The organism is Shewanella chilikensis (genome assembly GCF_037953065.1).
Classification (GTDB): Bacteria; Pseudomonadota; Gammaproteobacteria; order Enterobacterales; family Shewanellaceae; genus Shewanella; species Shewanella chilikensis.
The window spans coordinates 3,587,815-3,603,783 of the sequence record NZ_CP149966.1 but is presented as its reverse complement, the minus strand read 5'-3'; the positions used below and the strand labels follow the sequence as shown (position 1 = coordinate 3,603,783).

The 15,969-nt window shown below is 55.1% G+C and carries 15 protein-coding genes; 6 read left to right on the top strand and 9 right to left on the bottom strand.

The window, feature by feature from the left end:
* Window positions 1-84: 84 nt before the first annotated feature.
* Window positions 85-3,174, bottom strand: a complete 3,090-nt coding sequence (locus WKR14_RS16375) for a DUF2339 domain-containing protein (RefSeq protein ID WP_339086946.1) — start codon at window positions 3,172-3,174, stop codon at window positions 85-87.
* A 252-nt stretch (window positions 3,175-3,426) separates the two neighbouring features.
* On the opposite strand from WKR14_RS16375, the gene mpl reads away from it, so the two are divergent.
* The 5 genes from mpl (at window position 3,427) to WKR14_RS16350 (ending at window position 7,817) form a co-directional block, all read left to right on the top strand.
* The gene (gene mpl, locus WKR14_RS16370) at window positions 3,427-4,809 is read left to right on the top strand and encodes a UDP-N-acetylmuramate:L-alanyl-gamma-D-glutamyl-meso-diaminopimelate ligase (protein WP_339086945.1); all 1,383 of its coding nucleotides are present in this window, start codon (window positions 3,427-3,429) and stop codon (window positions 4,807-4,809) included.
* Entirely contained in the window at window positions 4,806-5,447 is a 642-nt protein-coding gene (locus WKR14_RS16365; protein ID WP_165565551.1) for a flavin prenyltransferase UbiX, read from the top strand. Before mpl ends, WKR14_RS16365 begins: the two co-directional genes overlap by 4 nt.
* Window positions 5,448-5,454: 7 nt before the next feature.
* Entirely contained in the window at window positions 5,455-5,985 is a 531-nt protein-coding gene (hpt, locus tag WKR14_RS16360; protein WP_025010043.1) for a hypoxanthine phosphoribosyltransferase, read from the top strand.
* Between the two features lie 126 nt (window positions 5,986-6,111).
* Window positions 6,112-7,050, top strand: coding sequence for an ABC transporter ATP-binding protein (locus tag WKR14_RS16355; protein ID WP_101053712.1), 939 nt, complete (start codon window positions 6,112-6,114; stop codon window positions 7,048-7,050).
* Window positions 7,047-7,817 carry an ABC transporter permease gene (locus WKR14_RS16350; RefSeq protein WP_071475780.1) on the top strand — a complete coding sequence of 257 codons (771 nt, stop codon included), beginning with the start codon at window positions 7,047-7,049 and terminating at the stop codon, window positions 7,815-7,817. The genes WKR14_RS16355 and WKR14_RS16350 overlap by 4 nt, the downstream gene beginning before the upstream one ends.
* Window positions 7,818-7,830: 13 nt before the next feature.
* Here WKR14_RS16350 and WKR14_RS16345 read toward each other — a convergent pair whose 3' ends face one another.
* The 8 genes from WKR14_RS16345 to sfsA form a co-directional block, all read right to left on the bottom strand.
* Entirely contained in the window at window positions 7,831-8,325 is a 495-nt protein-coding gene (locus WKR14_RS16345; protein WP_101053709.1) for a DUF4124 domain-containing protein, read from the bottom strand.
* A 158-nt stretch (window positions 8,326-8,483) separates the two neighbouring features.
* The gene (panC, locus tag WKR14_RS16340; protein ID WP_339086942.1) at window positions 8,484-9,329 is read right to left on the bottom strand and encodes a pantoate--beta-alanine ligase; all 846 of its coding nucleotides are present in this window, start codon (window positions 9,327-9,329) and stop codon (window positions 8,484-8,486) included.
* 21 nt (window positions 9,330-9,350) lie between these two features.
* Window positions 9,351-10,145 (bottom strand): 3-methyl-2-oxobutanoate hydroxymethyltransferase, encoded by a 795-nt coding sequence (gene panB, locus WKR14_RS16335; protein WP_101053703.1) that lies wholly within the window; start codon window positions 10,143-10,145, stop codon window positions 9,351-9,353.
* Between the two features lie 77 nt (window positions 10,146-10,222).
* Window positions 10,223-10,711, bottom strand: coding sequence for a 2-amino-4-hydroxy-6-hydroxymethyldihydropteridine diphosphokinase (gene folK / locus WKR14_RS16330; protein ID WP_101053701.1), 489 nt, complete (start codon window positions 10,709-10,711; stop codon window positions 10,223-10,225).
* 1 nt (window position 10,712) lies between these two features.
* Window positions 10,713-12,098, bottom strand: a complete 1,386-nt coding sequence (locus WKR14_RS16325; RefSeq protein WP_224866146.1) for a polynucleotide adenylyltransferase PcnB — start codon at window positions 12,096-12,098, stop codon at window positions 10,713-10,715.
* 113 nt (window positions 12,099-12,211) lie between these two features.
* Window positions 12,212-13,081 carry a tRNA glutamyl-Q(34) synthetase GluQRS gene (gluQRS, locus tag WKR14_RS16320; RefSeq protein ID WP_101053861.1) on the bottom strand — a complete coding sequence of 290 codons (870 nt, stop codon included), beginning with the start codon at window positions 13,079-13,081 and terminating at the stop codon, window positions 12,212-12,214.
* A 68-nt stretch (window positions 13,082-13,149) separates the two neighbouring features.
* Window positions 13,150-13,593: an RNA polymerase-binding protein DksA gene (dksA, locus tag WKR14_RS16315; protein WP_101053694.1), complete on the bottom strand. Its 444-nt coding sequence runs from the start codon at window positions 13,591-13,593 to the stop codon at window positions 13,150-13,152.
* A gap of 168 nt (window positions 13,594-13,761) precedes the next feature.
* The gene (sfsA, locus tag WKR14_RS16310) at window positions 13,762-14,466 is read right to left on the bottom strand and encodes a DNA/RNA nuclease SfsA (protein WP_101053691.1); all 705 of its coding nucleotides are present in this window, start codon (window positions 14,464-14,466) and stop codon (window positions 13,762-13,764) included.
* A gap of 164 nt (window positions 14,467-14,630) precedes the next feature.
* On the opposite strand from sfsA, the gene pepB reads away from it, so the two are divergent.
* Window positions 14,631-15,908 carry an aminopeptidase PepB gene (gene pepB, locus WKR14_RS16305; protein WP_101053688.1) on the top strand — a complete coding sequence of 426 codons (1,278 nt, stop codon included), beginning with the start codon at window positions 14,631-14,633 and terminating at the stop codon, window positions 15,906-15,908.
* The last annotated feature ends 61 nt before the right edge of the window (window positions 15,909-15,969 follow it).

Here is a 15,969-nt window from a genome sequence, read left to right as displayed (position 1 = left end):
CTTTTGTTTAATGGCTTTTTCTTAATGGTTTTTGTTAATGGCTTTGCGCCTTTGTGGCTGTCGCGCGAGCCGTCATATAAGCCATTATTGTGACAGCAACCGGGCTCTGGACTTCTGGTAGAAGTAAGCCACCCCGAGCAGCAAGGCACCAATCAGCATAAAGACGATGATCTTTTGCAGCAGATCGGCGGCGGCCATATCCAGCAGCAATACCTTGAGGCAACTGATGGCAAACAGACCCGCGGCCAGTTTGAGCATAATCTGGCAGCCGGGACGCAGGCTGAGGAACATCAGCCAGCAGCCGTGGGACACCATGAGCACTGTGCTTAAGGTGGCATCGAATCCGGTTGGCATCTGGTAGGCCAGAGGCAGATAGGCCAGCAGCAACAGGGCATGCCAGGCGATAAACACCATATTGGTCGGCAATTGCTGACGATAGCGTCTCATGGCCAATGGTCGTTTACGGATAAACAGCGCCAGCAAGGCCAGGTTGCAAGCTTGTGCCAGCGCCATCAGCCAAGGTTCAGAGGGCCGGGTCAGGGCATCGAGCTGCAACGACTGCAGGCTGTCGAGCCAACTGAGCCAGGGCAGCAGCAAGGCGATAAAGAAGCTGGCAAAGGCAAAGAGGTAACCCGGGCGCAGAGCTTTGAGCGGTTTGCGGCTGAGCAGGATAAAGAAGTAGCCGCTCAGCACCACACTGCTCAGTGCCAACGTGTGGCTGAACAAGACCTCCAGGCTGTGGCTGACCACCGCCAGCAGCAGCGCGCCATAGAAGGGTGACAACTGCCAGCCGAGTCGGCAGGGGCCTTGCCAGAGCCTTGGCAAGGATGGATAGCGCCACAGCAGCAGACCAGAATAGAGACTGCCCAGCAGCAGTGCGATAAGCCCGGGCCATTGTCCTGTCAGGCAGGCAAAAGCGGTTTGGGCTATAGCCAGCACCAGCAGTACATCCGCTTCGCGTTTCAGTATCGGCTGCCTGAACTTGCGGGCCAATACTAAGCTGACAAAGCAGGATAACCACAAGGCCGGGGCCAGCCAATCTTCAAAACGAAGGGCGATTTTGGGCAGCCACAGCAGTGGCAAGAGCACCAGGCAGGCCAGGCGAGCGTACCAGGCCAAACGCCTAAGTTCGCCTTTGGGATGGAAGCGCCGGTATGCATACCAGGCCAGTAACAGACAGAGGAACAGCTCTACCCTGGCGATTTGCGCATACAGCGGCTGAGCCCGGAAACTCAGGCTATGCACATCCACAACGGCGAAGATGACCTGTGCCGCCAGCGGTAACAACAAGGCCCAGGCCAAGGCCTCGCTGACCCTGAGTTGTTGCCTGCGCGCGAGTAGCAGCAAGGTCAGACTCAATCCGGGAATGATCACCAGGAAGTAGCTTTCACTTATCAGCCAGGCGCTAACCAGGGCTAAAGACACCAGCAGCACGTTGGCCAGCTCGCGTCCCAGCTGCAGTAGTTGTTGCTCCCAGCGGCTGAGTTCGGGCTGTTTGCCCAGCAGTTGGTTAAAGCCAAACAAGGTAAGCGTGCTTAGCCCCCAAGCCAGCAGCGGCAGTGACAAGAGCGCCGGCGCTTCATTGATCATATCGCCAAGGGCCAATAGGTTGATGACCAGTCCCAGAACCAGCAGGGTGATGGCCTCGATTCGCAGCGAGGCTTGCTGCTCTCGGCAACCTAGCCACATCAACAGCAAGGCTTCGAGCAGTAACACCAGCCCCAGCAGCTCACCACTGAGCAGGCTGAGCGCGGCAAAACCGAGACAGGCACCGGTCGCCAACCACAATAGCGTCTGCAGCTGTTTGTCTTGTTTAAGCCAGAGCGACAGTCCGATAAGCACGGCGGCGTTGGCCAGCAGCAGCTCGCCGGCATGGGGGCTGAACTGACTCAGGCTATAGACCAAAAAGGCCAGCAAGGCCGCCGGCAGAGCCAGCAGTCTGTGGCTGAGGCGTTCCCGGCCAAACAGCCAAAGGCTGCCAAGGCCATAACCATAGAAGAGGCCATGCAGGGAGATGAGCGCCAGAACTCCCAATATCCCTTGCCCTTGCAGCGGCAGCTCGACAAAGAAACTCAGACTCTCGATACAGGCGATGTGCAGTATGGCTGTCGTTTCCAGCAGCACAGGCCAGCGTATCTTGTGACTCAAGAGTAAAGAGCAGCCACCAATCAGCAGCAGGAAGGGCAGATACATCAAAGGCGCCTGACTGCCGGAAAGCAGCATCAGTGGTGCCAGGGATCCACCCAGCAAGGCGACTATGCTGATGACTCTGGCTTCCAGTTTCAGCGCCAGACTGTAACCGGCCACAGTGATAAGCAACAGCAGCAGATAGCTGACGCCATCCGGTACCAGCTCGAAGTAGGGGCCGACAAAATAGGCACACAGATAGTTGATAATCAGCCCAAGGCCCACCAGACCCGAGCCGAAATCAGCCATCGCTCGTTGCCGTTTGCGGATAAAGGCCCCCAAGGCCAGAATGCCATTGGCGCAGACAAAGCCGGTCAAGGCCTTTCCTGTGTCCGACAGCCAGTGGTTCATGGAATACTGCAGCAGATAACCAAAGCCCAGGGTCATGGCGATGATCCCGGCCAGGGTCATCATAAACACCGGGCCCTGACCTTTGGCTTGATAGTGCTGATAAAAATCTTTGGCTTGTGCGAAGAGCCCCAGCAGCGGGCTCAGCATAGCGGCAAAAAAAGCGGCCACAGCCTGATCAAACTTGCGCCCCCAGTTGGGAGTCTGCTGTCCTCGCCCCTCTTGTGTTTGGGGCGGTACTCTTTGGGCGGCGGTTTGTTTTGATGCGGTTTGCGCTTGGGTTGCAACTGGCGTTGCTGCCGTATCAGCTGGTGCCGGCTTGGGGTGCTCGATAGGCTGAATATCGGCCCTGCGCTGCCAGGCATCTTGGCGCTGGGTCTGTGACTCCGAGGAGAAGTCGGCAGCTTTTGGCTCGGCCTGAGGCTCATTGGGCCCAGGCATTGCTGACGGCTCAGCAACTTCATGCGCCAAAGGCTGAGCTTGCTCTTCGGCAAGCTGATTGAGCGCTATAAACAAAGCATCGATTCTTTGCTCTATTGCGTCGAGGCGGATATCTGTCCTGATTTCCAGGTTCGTCTCTTTGAGTTTGAGATCTTCAAGCTCGCGCCTGAGATGTTGGAGTTCTTCCGTTAACTGCATGCTGCTTTCCTGATGCTAATCGCATTTGCGTAGGCTGCGGGCATTTTAAACGCGCAGACTTGTCCTGACCAGTGACCGGTTCAGGTTTTGGGAAATTCCTTTATCTATTAATCACATTGCTTAGCGGAAATGAGAGAAAACTGAACAGCAGGCAGAGGCCTCTCGCGTCTTGCCGGTGGCATAGGTACAATGAGCGGCATGCAAACTCGCCCAACGTGGGGCGAGCGGACTCACTGCAGAAGGATGGCCTTAATGCACGTACATATTCTGGGGATCTGTGGCACTTTTATGGGGGGCTTGGCGCTGCTGGCCCGCGCCATGGGACATAAGGTCACCGGCTCCGATGCCAATGTTTACCCACCCATGAGTACCCAGCTAGAGCAGCAGGGGATAGACCTTATTCAAGGGTTTGACCCGTCACAGCTTGATCCCGAGCCGGATCTCGTGGTGATAGGCAATGCCATGAGCCGCGGCAACCCCTGTGTGGAAGCCGTACTCAACCGCGGCCTGAAATACACCTCGGGCCCGCAGTTTCTGCATGACCATATATTGCCCGAACGCTGGGTATTGGCCGTTTCCGGTACCCATGGCAAAACCTCAACCGCCAGCATGTTGGCCTGGATCCTCGAAGCCTGCGGCTATCAACCTGGCTTTTTGATTGGTGGGGTGCCGCAGAATTTCGGCATTTCGGCCAGGTTGGGCGAGTCGCCCTTCTTTGTGGTCGAGGCCGACGAATATGACAGCGCCTTCTTCGACAAGCGATCCAAGTTTGTGCATTACCAGCCAAGAACCCTGGTGATCAACAACCTGGAGTTCGACCATGCCGACATCTTCGACGATCTCAAGGCGATACAGAAGCAGTTTCACCATCTGCTCAGAATCGTGCCGGGGGATGGCCGGGTGATCTGGCCGCAAGATAGCCAGGTGGTTGCCGGCGTGATAGCCAAGGGCTGCTGGAGTGAGCAGGAAACCTTGAGCCATGAAGCGGGCCTGGGTGACTGGAGTGCCAAGATGCTGGCAGACGATGGTCACGAGTTTGAACTGTTTTTCCGCGGTGAATCCCAGGGCGTTTTGAGCTGGGGCCTGATTGGGCGTCACAACATAGACAACGCCACTATGGCGATAGCCGCGGCGCGTCATGTCGGGGTCTTGCCGGTAGATGCACTCAAGGCGCTGGCAGACTTTACCCCGCCCAAGCGCCGTCTCGAGTTGCTGGGCAGCGTAGAGGGTGTCAGCGTTTATGACGACTTTGCCCATCACCCAACGGCAATCGCCACAACTCTTCAGGGAATGCGCGCCAAGGTGGGCCAGGGCAAAATCACCGTCGTGCTCGAGCCCCGCTCCAACACCATGAAGCAAGGGGTGCATAAAGACACACTGGCCAACTCCATGGCCCTGGCCGATGAGGCTGTGTTGTATCAGGCGGATAATATCGATTGGGATATTGCCGCGGCCATGCAGGCGGCGCCGCTGCCGGTGCAGGTTTTGCACGACATAGATGAGATAGTGGCCAAGGTCAGTGGTGAAGCCAAGCCCGGCGATACCGTGCTGATCATGAGCAATGGTGGCTTTGGCGGCCTGCATCAAAAGTTGCTCCAGGCCCTTAAAGCCAGAAGTGGCGAGGTCAAAGCGTGAAATATCAGCAGATTAAGAGTATCAGCCTCGCCTGGACCGGCGCCTCCGGGGCGCCCTATGGGCTGAGGCTGCTGGAGTGCTTGCTCAAGGCCGAGTTTCGGGTTTTTCTGATGGTGTCCAGCGCCGCTCGGGTGGTGCTGGCAACGGAACATGGGCTCAAACTCAGTAGCGCGCCGGACAAGGCCACCGAGCAGCTCAGAAAACTGTTTCCCGATGGCGGTGAGCTGAGGGTGCTCGGCAAGGATGAGTGGTTCTCTCCGCCTGCATCCGGCTCGGCGGCGCCTAAGCAGATGGTGATCTGTCCCTGCTCAACCGGCACCCTGGCTGCGGTGGCCACCGGCATGAGTAACAGCCTGCTGGAGCGGGCCGCCGATGTAGTGCTCAAGGAGCGCGGTCAGTTGTTGTTGGTGCCCAGAGAGACACCTTTCAACGCCATTCATCTTGAACATATGTTGAAACTCAGCCAACTGGGCGCCATCATAATGCCTGCCGCACCCGGCTTTTATCACCATCCCAAATCCATTGAAGATCTGATAGACTTCATGGTCGCCCGGATCCTTGATCATCTGGGTGTCGAACATGCATTAACGGATCGCTGGGGTTATGACAAACCCAAAGACAGTGAGATCGACAATTGAGAGTGATATGAAACACACCACCGAAGTGATGATCTCGGCAGAAGAGATCAACCAGAAACTGGATGAATTAGCCGAGCGCATCAATGCGCATTATGCCAATGCCGACAAGTTGCTGATGGTCGGCCTGCTCAAGGGCTCAGTGGTCTTTATGGCCGATCTCTGCCGTCGGATTAAGGGCCATGTAGAGATCGACTTTATGTCTGTTTCCAGCTATGGCAATGCCATGACCAGCTCCAGAGACGTGAAGATACTCAAAGATGTTCAGTCGGAAATCGCCGATCGTGATGTGTTGATCGTCGAAGATCTGATTGACTCGGGCAACACGCTCAACAAGGTACGCGAAATGCTGCTGCTGCGTGAGCCAAAGAGCCTGACTCTCTGTACTCTGCTGGACAAGCCGGACCGCCGCGAAGTCGACGTACCGGTAGACTTTGTCGGTTTTACTATTCCTGATGAATTCGTGGTCGGTTATGGTATCGACTACGCCGAGCAGTACCGCAACCTGCCTTATATCGCCAAGGTGATCCCGCAGGAGTAAGCAAGCTGTGATTTCGGCTTTGTTTGTATAGTAAGACAGACTCCCGCCACGGCGGGAGTCTTGCTTTTTGCGTCCCGGGCCGCTGCCGATACCTCAGGTATTGGAGGCTCTTTAGGAGAAACATCTATGACGACCAAAGCTCTGGCGTTGGAGCTGGACAATCTTAAGAAGACCTATAAGGGCGGTGTCGAAGCCGTCAAAGGGATTAGCCTGAATGTGGCTCAGGGCGACTTTTTTGCCTTGCTCGGCCCCAACGGTGCCGGTAAGTCCACCACTATCGGCATCATAAGCTCGCTGGTGCACAAGAGTGGCGGCAGTGTGCGGGTCTTTGGCCATGATCTGGATAAAGAGCTGGAGCAGGCCAAGTTGTGTATCGGCCTGGTGCCGCAGGAATTCAACTTCAACCAGTTTGAGACTGTGCTGCAAATCGTGGTTAACCAGGCCGGTTATTACGGTGTGCCCAGAGCCGAAGCCCACAAGCGGGCCGAGAAATACCTCAGGCAACTGGATCTCTGGGACAAGCGCAACAGCCAATCCCGGCAGCTTTCCGGCGGCATGAAGCGGCGTTTGATGATAGCCAGGGCCTTGATGCACGAGCCCAAACTTTTGATCCTCGATGAGCCCACCGCCGGGGTGGATATAGAGCTGCGGCGCTCCATGTGGGAGTTTCTCAAAAAAATCAACGCTGAGGGCGTCACCATCATACTGACGACCCACTATCTGGAAGAAGCGGAAATGCTCTGCCGCAACATAGGCATTATCGATAAGGGCGTGCTGGTGGAGTGCACCAGTATGAAATCCCTGTTGTCGAAACTGGATATGGAAACCTTTGTGTTGGATATCAAGCAGCCGCTTGTTAAGGTACCCAAGCTTGGCGATATTAGCGTCAGGCTTACCGATCCAATGACCCTGGAAGTAGATTTGCTGAAGTCCCATAGCCTGAACGCCGTCTTCGGTTTACTGACTGAGCAGGAGGTTGAGGTGCTATCCATGCGTAACAAGGCCAATCGATTGGAGGAGTTGTTTGTGAAACTGGTTGAAAATGCCCAAGGAGGCCAGGTATGAGAGGTCTGTATCTGGTTGCCTTCAAGAGTATTTTAATCAAGGAAATTACCCGCTTTACCCGCATTTGGATACAGACGCTGGTACCGCCGGCGATCACCATGACACTGTATTTTCTGATCTTCGGTAATCTGGTGGGCAGTCGCATCGGTGAGATGGGCGGTGTGTCCTACATGGAGTTTATCGCCCCGGGTCTTATCATGATGTCGGTGATCACCAACTCCTATTCCAATGTGGCGTCTTCTTTTTTCAGTGCCAAGTTCCAACGTAACCTGGAAGAGCTGATAGTGGCGCCTGTGCCTCATTATGTGATGATAGCCGGCTATGTCGGTGGCGGTGTCGCCCGTGGCTTGCTGGTAGGCCTGATAGTAACCCTGGTAGCCATGTTCTTTGTCGATCTCAGTGTGCAGCACTTGGGATTGGTGATAGTCACAGTGTTTCTGACCTCAGTGCTGTTTGCCCTTGGCGGCCTTATCAATGCCGTGTTTGCCAAGAGCTTCGACGACATCAGCATCATCCCCACCTTTGTGTTGACGCCGCTGACCTATCTTGGTGGGGTGTTTTACTCGCTGTCGCTGCTGCCTGACTTTTGGCGTGGCGTATCGGCGCTGAACCCTGTGGTGTATATGATCAACGTGTTTCGCTATGGTTTCCTGGGATTTGCCGATATGAGCGTGCCGCTGTCGATTGGGGTGATGCTGGGGTTTTGTGCGGGTCTGTGGTTGCTGGCCTATTATCTGATCTCTCGTGGGATAGGGCTGCGCAGCTGACTCAGGGCTGAGCCTAGTTTTTTTGCTGCAGCAACTGTCTGTGTTGCTGCAGCTTGGCTATCTTGTCATCATTGGCGCGTTTGAGCTCATCAAAGTGGGCGTTTATTTTGCTGCGTTGCTCAACAAATGCGGGATCTTCCCGCTCCCGCTTCTGCCAATAGCGTTGCCGCTCCTGCTTTTGTAGCTCGCTGGTTCGCAGTATTTCCAGATAGCTGTTTTCCTGCTGTAGCCGATAGACTTCGGCTTCCAGTCGCTGTAATAGCTTGTCTTCGGGCAGGCTGTCGTTCTCTAAAAGGGATTGCAGCGGATCAAGGCTTTCTCCCTCGGCCGTTTCCGTGGTCACGCCATACTGGTATTCAATTCTGTGCTGTTTGAAGGCTTGCGGGCAGGGTTGCTGGCTGAATACCACCTTGTCCTCTTTGATACATTTATAGACGGTACCTGCCTGAACTTGCCAAGCGAGCAGCAACGCAGCAAAGAGCCAGAGTCTGGGCTGTCCGGGCAACATTGGGGTGGGAATCCTTTCGTCACATATCAAAAACAAGTGTAACCAATATGACTCAAACCTTTATTGAAGACCAGTTTTTGACTAAGGAAATTTTTTTGGCGACCTGGAAAAGGTCTTCGGAAGAAAGGGGAAGATTTCCCCTCCCTAAAGAAAAGATATCAGCGTGACAGCGTCATATTGTCTATGAGGCGAGCCTTGCCAAGATAAGCGGCGGCCAGGATCACCAGCGACTTGTCATCGCTGCTTACAGGTTTGAGGCTTGAAGCTTCACGCACTTCCAGATAGTCGGGCTCAAGCCCGGCGGCGCGCAGGAACTCTTTGGTATCGCTGATGGCCTGGTCGATATCCTGCCCCAGTACAATCGCCTCGGCCAGTTTATCCATGGCGGCCTTGAGCTTGGGCGCCAGCGCCTTTTCGGCTTCTGTGAGATAGCCGTTGCGCGAACTCAGCGCCAGGCCGGAATCCTCGCGAACGGTTTCTACCCCTATGACCTCGATGGGCAGCGACAGGTCGCTCACCATGGTCTTGATCACCAAAAGCTGCTGGTAATCCTTACGACCAAACAGGGCGATATCCGGCTGCACTATATTGAATAGCTTACAGACTATGGTCGCGACCCCGCGAAAATGCCCTGGACGGCTGGCGCCGCAAAGCTCATCGGAGATCCCTGGAACTTCCACAAAGGTATGGGCGTCCAGTCCTTTGGGGTAGATAAGCTCAGGGGTTGGGGTAAACAGTAGCTCGCAGCCGGCTTCGGTCAGTTTTTGCTGATCGGCACCCAGAGTACGGGGATAAGCATCGAGATCCTCATTCTTGCCAAACTGCAATGGGTTGACAAAAATCGAGGCCACCACGTGATCGGCGCGGCGCGCGGCTTCGAGGATTAAACTCACATGCCCCTGGTGCAGATTGCCCATGGTAGGGACAAAGGCTACGGTTTCCCCCTTTTGGCGCCACTCCCGCACCCGGGTGCGGATCTCATCTATCTTGGCTGTGGTCAGCATAATCTGGCGAAACTCCCCGGTTTAGTTAAAGGTGTGCTCTTCTGCGGGGAATTGTCCCTGCTGAACTTCATCGATATAGGCCTTTACGGCCTCACGGATTTCACCTGTCTGCTTGAGGTAGTTCTTGGAAAAGCGTGGGATATAGCCGCTGGAGATCCCGAGTACATCGTGCATTACCAGGATTTGGCCATCGGTATCCTTGCCGGCACCTATGCCGATTACCGGAATTTGCAGCGCTTCGGTTATCTGTTTTGCCAATGCTGCCGGGATACATTCGAGTACCAAGAGTTGGGCCCCGGCCGCTTCCAGCGCCTTGGCTTCATCCAGGATCCGCTGGGCGTTATCGGCATCGCGGCCCTGCACCTTGAAACCACCGAATACGTGCACCGATTGTGGTGTCAGTCCTATATGAGCACAGACGGGAATACCGCGCTCGGTCAACATGGAAACCGTTTCCAGCAACCATTGGCCACCTTCAATCTTGACCATGTTGGCACCGGCCTGCATCAGTTTGGTGGCATTGGTCATCGCCTGTTCGGGAGTGGCATAACTCATGAAGGGCAGATCGGCCATCAACAAACTGCGGCTGATGCCACGGCGAACACAACGGGTGTGATAGGCCATCTCCTCGACACTGACCGGCAAGGTATCATCGTGCCCTTGCAGAACCATTCCCAGTGAGTCTCCTACCAGCAGGACGTCTACACCTTCGCTGTCAAAAGCGGCGGCAAAACTGGCGTCATAAGCGGTCAGAGCGGTAAACTTTCTACCTTCCTGCTTGAATTTACGCAGGGTAGCTGTGGTGATTTTAGACATAATGCTCTTCTTATTAACCGAGTGAAGTGGTGTTATATGCCATGAGGCTTTGAACTGCAACGATCCGGCTCAGGTTCTCAGCCTGAGGGATGGATCAGTTGCAGCGATTGGCGCATGGCATCGGTGATCAGTGTGGCTATGCCGGTGCCGCAAGGCAGCACCAGTGAAGGATTGAGCTCTTCCAGTGGAATGAGGACAAACTCGCGGCTCTTGATGCCGTAGTGGGGCACTGTGAGCCTTGGGGTCTGTATCTGCTCATCGCCGTAGAGCAGCAAGTCCAGATCCAGGGTTCTGGGGCCCCAGCGCACCAGGCGTTGTCGCCCCTGTTGCAGTTCGATTGCCTGCAAGGCGTCAAGGAGTTCCAGCGGCGCCAGTTCGGTTTCGAAATAGGCCACCGCATTGACATAGTCAGGCTGGGGAACATCGCCCATGGGAACCGAACGATAGTAGGATGAAACGCGAAAGCTGTTTTGCCGCGGCAGTTGTTGCAGCGCCATGCAAGCACTATCAAGCTGGCGCTCGGGAGAGTCCAGGTTGGCGCCCAGCGCCACATAGACTCCGGTCATCTTACTCGGCCGCCTGTGGTTTTTCGCTTGGGCGACGAGGCTTACGGCGCCGGCGTTGATTGGCGTTACGGTTGCGGCTGCCGCCGGTTTTGTTGCCGCTACGTATCAGCTGTTGCCTTTTATCATCATCAGACTCGACAAACTGTTGCCACCAACTGGCTTGCTTGGCCAGATTGCCGCCTTCGGCATTGGCTCTGAGCAGCAAGAGGTCATAGGCGGCGCGGAACTTGGGATGCTCCATCAGTTTAAAGGCGCGGCCCCCTTGAGAGCGTTCAAAGCGCATCTGTAACTGCCAGATATCCCGCGCCGGAGTGCTGAAGCGGCGGGGGATACTTACCGAGCGACACTGCTGCTCAAGCACATCGCCCATGGCAGCAAAGAAGGCATCATAGGGGCTGAGACCGCTTTCCAGAGCGATATCCTGGGCGCGGTTTTGCAGCGGATACCAAAGAAGCGCGGCATAGAAGAAGGCAGGAGTCACAGGCTTGTCTTCACCGACGCGCACATCTGTGTTGTGCATCATTTCGCTCAACAGTCTGGCGGCCGGGCCCTTGGGATCGTCCCGCAGCAGGCTTTCCACCAGAGGGAATATTGGCGCAAACAGTTGGTATTCGCGCATCATCTGATAGTTGTTCAGCGCCTTACCGGCGAAGAACAGCTTGAGCACTTCTTCATACATACGCGCCGCCGGAATATCTTTCAGCAGCGGAGCCAGGCTCTTGATCGGGGCCGCGGTGCGCTTGTCGATGGACATCCCAAGCTTGGTGGCAAAGCGCACGGCCCGCAGCATACGTACCGGGTCTTCTCGGTAACGGGTTTCGGGATCGCCAATCAGTCGCAGGCTTCTGGCCTTAAGATCATGAATACCGCCGCCATAGCTGCGAATGGAGTAGTCGGCAATATTGTAATAGAGGGCGTTGACGGTAAAGTCCCGGCGCTCGGCGTCCTCATCTATGTCGCCATAAACATTGTCGCGCAGCAGTCGTCCGGCCGAATTGACCTTGGAAATCTTCTCTTCGCTGTTGCCGTGGTGGCCGCGGAAGGTAGCCACTTCAATAACATCCCGACCAAAGACGATATGGGCCAGGCGGAAACGACGGCCAACCAGGCGGCAGTTGCGAAACAGCTTCTTGATCTCTTCCGGAGTGGCATTGGTGACCACGTCAAAGTCTTTCGGCTCCAGTCCCAGTAGCAGATCGCGTACGCCGCCACCAACCAGATAGGCGTTAAAGCCAGACTTATGCAGGCGGTACAAAACCTTGAGCGCATTCTCGCTAATCTGTCTGCGGGAAATGCTGTGGCCATCGCGCGGAATAACCTCCAGGCTTAAACCTGTGTCTGTGTTGTCTTCTTGTTGAGCCTTGGCTGTCTGACTATCGTCAAACAACTGCTTACAAAACTGACTGATACGGCGAAAAATGGGACACCTCGGAACGTTAACGCAAAATAAGGGTTAAAAACTGGCGGCTATGATATACCAAATAGCGGACGATGAGTATATCAGCGGCCGATGAGGATCTCTGTCTGTTTGGGAATGCAGTCTGGATCAAACTGAGCCACCGCCTGAGCCAACATCTGAGTCACATCGGCTTGGGGCGTGACAGCAGCCTGGCCGAGAAACTCGAGTGCCGCCAGCAGCGCCGGCTGTGGATGGCGTTTATCCACCGGCGTGGCATGGTTTTGCTTGGAGAGCTTGAGTCCTGCCTGGGTGCTGGCCAGTGGCAGATGAAAAAAGCTCGGTTCCTGAAACCCGAATTGTCGATACAGGCTTATCTGTCGGCAACTGGCCTCCAAGAGATCGGCGCCGCGGACGATTTCTGTGATGCCCTGAAAGGCGTCGTCCAGTACCACCGCCAGTTGATAGGCGTACAGGCCATCGCTGCGCTTGATAATAAAGTCTTCTGCGGCGAAGGCCGGGTCGACACAAACTTCACCCAGATGGTCATCGATAAACCGGGCAACCGCCATTTGGTTGTGAATGCGAATGGCGCCTTGTTTGAGTTGCAATTCCCGGCAGCGGCCATCATAAATGCCGCCTCTTTGCTGGATCTGTTTGCGGGTGCACTGACAATAGTAGGCTTGATTGGATTTCAGCAAGGCATCTATATGTTGTTGATAGTCTTGCAAACGCTGGCTCTGGTACAGCACTTTGCCATCCCAGTGCAAGCCGAAGGCTTCCAGAGTATACATTATGTCATCGGCGGCGCCGCTGACTTCTCTCGGGGGGTCGATATCTTCTATTCGTAGCAACCACTGCCCTTGCTTTGAGCGGGCGCGCAGATAACTGCCGAGGGCGGCAACAAGAGAGCCAAAATGCAAAGAGCCTGAAGGCGAGGGGGCGAAACGGCCTATGTAGGAAGTGTTGTTCATCAAGGGCTGAGTGACAAAAAAATCGCGGGGCCAGTGTAACACTTGGCCCCGCGCTGTGGCAGATGAGATTAACCTGCCATCTGTTTTTCTTTGATCTCTGCCAGCGTTTTGCAGTCGATACACAGATCGGCTGTCGGTCTGGCTTCCAGACGACGGATGCCGATTTCGACGCCGCAGGATTCGCAGAAACCGAAGTCATCTTCTTCAATTTTCTGCAGTGTCTTTTCGATCTTCTTGATCAGCTTACGTTCGCGGTCGCGGGCGCGCAGTTCGAGGCTGAACTCTTCTTCCTGGGCGGCACGGTCAACCGGATCCGGGAAGTTTGCAGCTTCATCCTGCATATGGGTGAGAGTGCGATCCACCTCTTGACGCAACTGATTCCTCCATGCTTCAAGAATGGTTTTGAAGTGACTCAGTTGTTCCGAGTTCATGTACTCCTCACCGGGTTTTTCCTGGTAAGGGTCTACACCAGCGATAGCGAGTACACCAAGTTTTTTAGTGCCTTCAGGCATAACGCATCTCCTGTTTCCATTTGCGTCGTAGGGCGTTCTTATGAACGGCCGCTATCTATATCAGAATCTCTCTACCTAGGCAAATATTTCGATTTACTTATTGCTAATTATTTGAATATGTCTGCTAAACCCGATTAAATCAACTTTTTATCACTTTTTACAGCTGGTTCAGCGGATAAATTCGAGCCTGGATTCCACCCTGAAGCCTTCTGGGGCAAGGCTTGTGGCATAGGCCAGCACTTCTACCCCGGTATCTATGGCTTCGTTCAATAATTCAGCATATTTTGAATCTATATGGCGGGCTGCTGATACGGTTTTTATGCCGGTATGTTGCACTAAAAACACCAATACCCCTCGTTGGCCACTTTTGACCACGGACATCAGTTCCCGTAAGTGTTTTTGCCCTCGGCTGGTGACGGCATCGGGGAAGTAACCGTGTCCCTCTTCCAAAAGAGTGGTGTTCTTCACTTCGATATAGCAATCAGCCTCAGCCCCTTCGCTGAGAAAGATATCGATACGGCTGTTTTCATCACCGTATTTCACTTCCCGTTTGAGGCCCTTGTATCCCTGTAGTTCCTTGATGACACCCGTTTGGATCCCTTCCTCTACCAGGGCATTGGCCCGGCCTGTATTGATTCCAATCAGGTCGCCGTCAGGGGTTTGCATCAGCTCCCAGGTGTGGGCGTATTTACGCTTGGGATTGTCAGAAAAGGAGAACCAAACCCGCTCGCCGGGGAACTGGCAGTTCTTCATCGAACCCGTATTGGGGCAGTGCAGGGTAATTTCAGTGCCATCATCCAGCCTGACATCGGCCAGAAAGCGTTTATACCTTTGGATCAAAATGCCGGATTGCAGTGGCGGGATAAACTCCATCCCCATCTCCCTGAAGTGATTGAAAACTCCCAAGCCTAGCAGGCTTTACAGTTGGCAACAATTCTCACTCGGCGCGGGGCTTCAAGTGCCGGGCAGGAATGCAGTACACTGGACGCAATTGTGACGCCTTGCGTTCACTACATATAAAAGAAGAAGGAATCGAAATGAGTCAATCCATGAAGATAGTGCTGACCCATGAGGCCCCAGCGGCCCATTGGGGCAAGGCCGATGTAACCTACAATGCTGAGCAGGCTCAGATCCACCTGCAGGGAAACGATGTCCTGCGACAAATTCAGATGGCCGCCCGCAAGCTGCGTAACCAGGGGATCAATCAGGTGTCTTTGGCGGGAGAGGGTTGGGACCTCAACAGTCAGTGGGCCTTTGCCCAGGGCTTTGTCACTGCCAAAGGCGGCCATGAGATCCAGTGGGCCGGTGATGAGGCGCTCAAGGGCGCGCTGACCAGCAGGGCTTACAGTGCATCGTTTGCCCGCAGCCTTATCAATGAAACCCCGGAAAACCTGCCACCACTGAAACTGGCGCAGCAGGCGGCCAATTGGCTGGCCGAGCTCGGTGGTGACAAGGTCAGCTACCGGATAGTTGAAGGAGAAGCCTTGCTGCAGGAGCAGTGGATAGGCATTCATGCGGTTGGCCGCGGCAGCGAAAGGCCACCTGCGTTGCTGGAACTGGACTTCAACCCTCTGGGGGAAGATGCTCCCGTGTCTGTGGCGCTGGTAGGTAAGGGGATCACCTTTGACTCAGGTGGATACAGCATCAAGGCTTCCGAAGGCATGCTGGGCATGAAGGCAGATATGGGCGGCGCGGCAACTGTTACTGCGGCGCTGGGGCTGGCGATTCAGAATGGTCTCGACAAGCGGGTCAAACTCTACCTTTGCTGCGCCGAGAACCTCATAAGTGGTCGTGCCTATAAGCTGGGCGATATTCTGACTTACAAGAATGGCACCACGGTTGAAGTGGTCAATACTGATGCCGAGGGACGCTTGGTGCTGGCCGATGGTCTGCAGGCCGCCTGCGCCAGCGGTGCGACTCGGGTTATTGATGCCGCCACCCTGACCGGCGCCGCTGTGATGGCCGTTGGCCGCAACTACAACGCCATCTTCTCCCCCAGCCAGCCATTGCTGGCGTTGACGCAGCAAAAGGCGGCTCTAGTGGCTGAAAATGTTTGGCCTTTGCCGCTGGAGCCTTGGCATAAAGAGATGTGCCCATCAGCTTATGCCGATACCGCCAACAGCCGCCCTGTAAAAGGTGGCGGCGCCGGTGGCGCTTCCAATGCCGCCGGTTTCCTGTGGCGTTTTGTCAATGAAGGGGTTGATTGGCTGCATATCGATCTGGCCGCCGCATTTGAAGACAACGCTTCGGCCCTCTGGGCTGCTGGGGCCACGACTCACGGTATGTTGACCATAGCCGAACTGTTGGCGGACTGAGCCTTAGGGAATTAACGTCCTAACCAAGCCGCCCACTGGGCGGCTTTTTAATGCAGGTGTA

Bases quoted from the DNA above. Each gene is read 5' to 3' on its own strand.
- WKR14_RS16375 (WP_339086946.1), bottom strand. From the start codon at position 3,174: ATGCAGTTAACGGAAGAACTCCAACATCTCAGGCGCGAGCTTGAAGAT.
- mpl (WP_339086945.1), top strand. From the start codon at position 3,427: ATGCACGTACATATTCTGGGGATCTGTGGCACTTTTATGGGGGGCTTG.
- hpt (WP_025010043.1), top strand. From the start codon at position 5,455: ATGAAACACACCACCGAAGTGATGATCTCGGCAGAAGAGATCAACCAG.
- WKR14_RS16355 (WP_101053712.1), top strand. From the start codon at position 6,112: ATGACGACCAAAGCTCTGGCGTTGGAGCTGGACAATCTTAAGAAGACC.
- WKR14_RS16350 (WP_071475780.1), top strand. From the start codon at position 7,047: ATGAGAGGTCTGTATCTGGTTGCCTTCAAGAGTATTTTAATCAAGGAA.
- WKR14_RS16345 (WP_101053709.1), bottom strand. From the start codon at position 8,325: ATGTTGCCCGGACAGCCCAGACTCTGGCTCTTTGCTGCGTTGCTGCTC.
- panC (WP_339086942.1), bottom strand. From the start codon at position 9,329: ATGCTGACCACAGCCAAGATAGATGAGATCCGCACCCGGGTGCGGGAG.
- panB (WP_101053703.1), bottom strand. From the start codon at position 10,145: ATGTCTAAAATCACCACAGCTACCCTGCGTAAATTCAAGCAGGAAGGT.
- folK (WP_101053701.1), bottom strand. From the start codon at position 10,711: ATGACCGGAGTCTATGTGGCGCTGGGCGCCAACCTGGACTCTCCCGAG.
- gluQRS (WP_101053861.1), bottom strand. From the start codon at position 13,081: ATGAACAACACTTCCTACATAGGCCGTTTCGCCCCCTCGCCTTCAGGC.
- dksA (WP_101053694.1), bottom strand. From the start codon at position 13,593: ATGCCTGAAGGCACTAAAAAACTTGGTGTACTCGCTATCGCTGGTGTA.
- sfsA (WP_101053691.1), bottom strand. From the start codon at position 14,466: ATGGAGTTTATCCCGCCACTGCAATCCGGCATTTTGATCCAAAGGTAT.
- pepB (WP_101053688.1), top strand. From the start codon at position 14,631: ATGAGTCAATCCATGAAGATAGTGCTGACCCATGAGGCCCCAGCGGCC.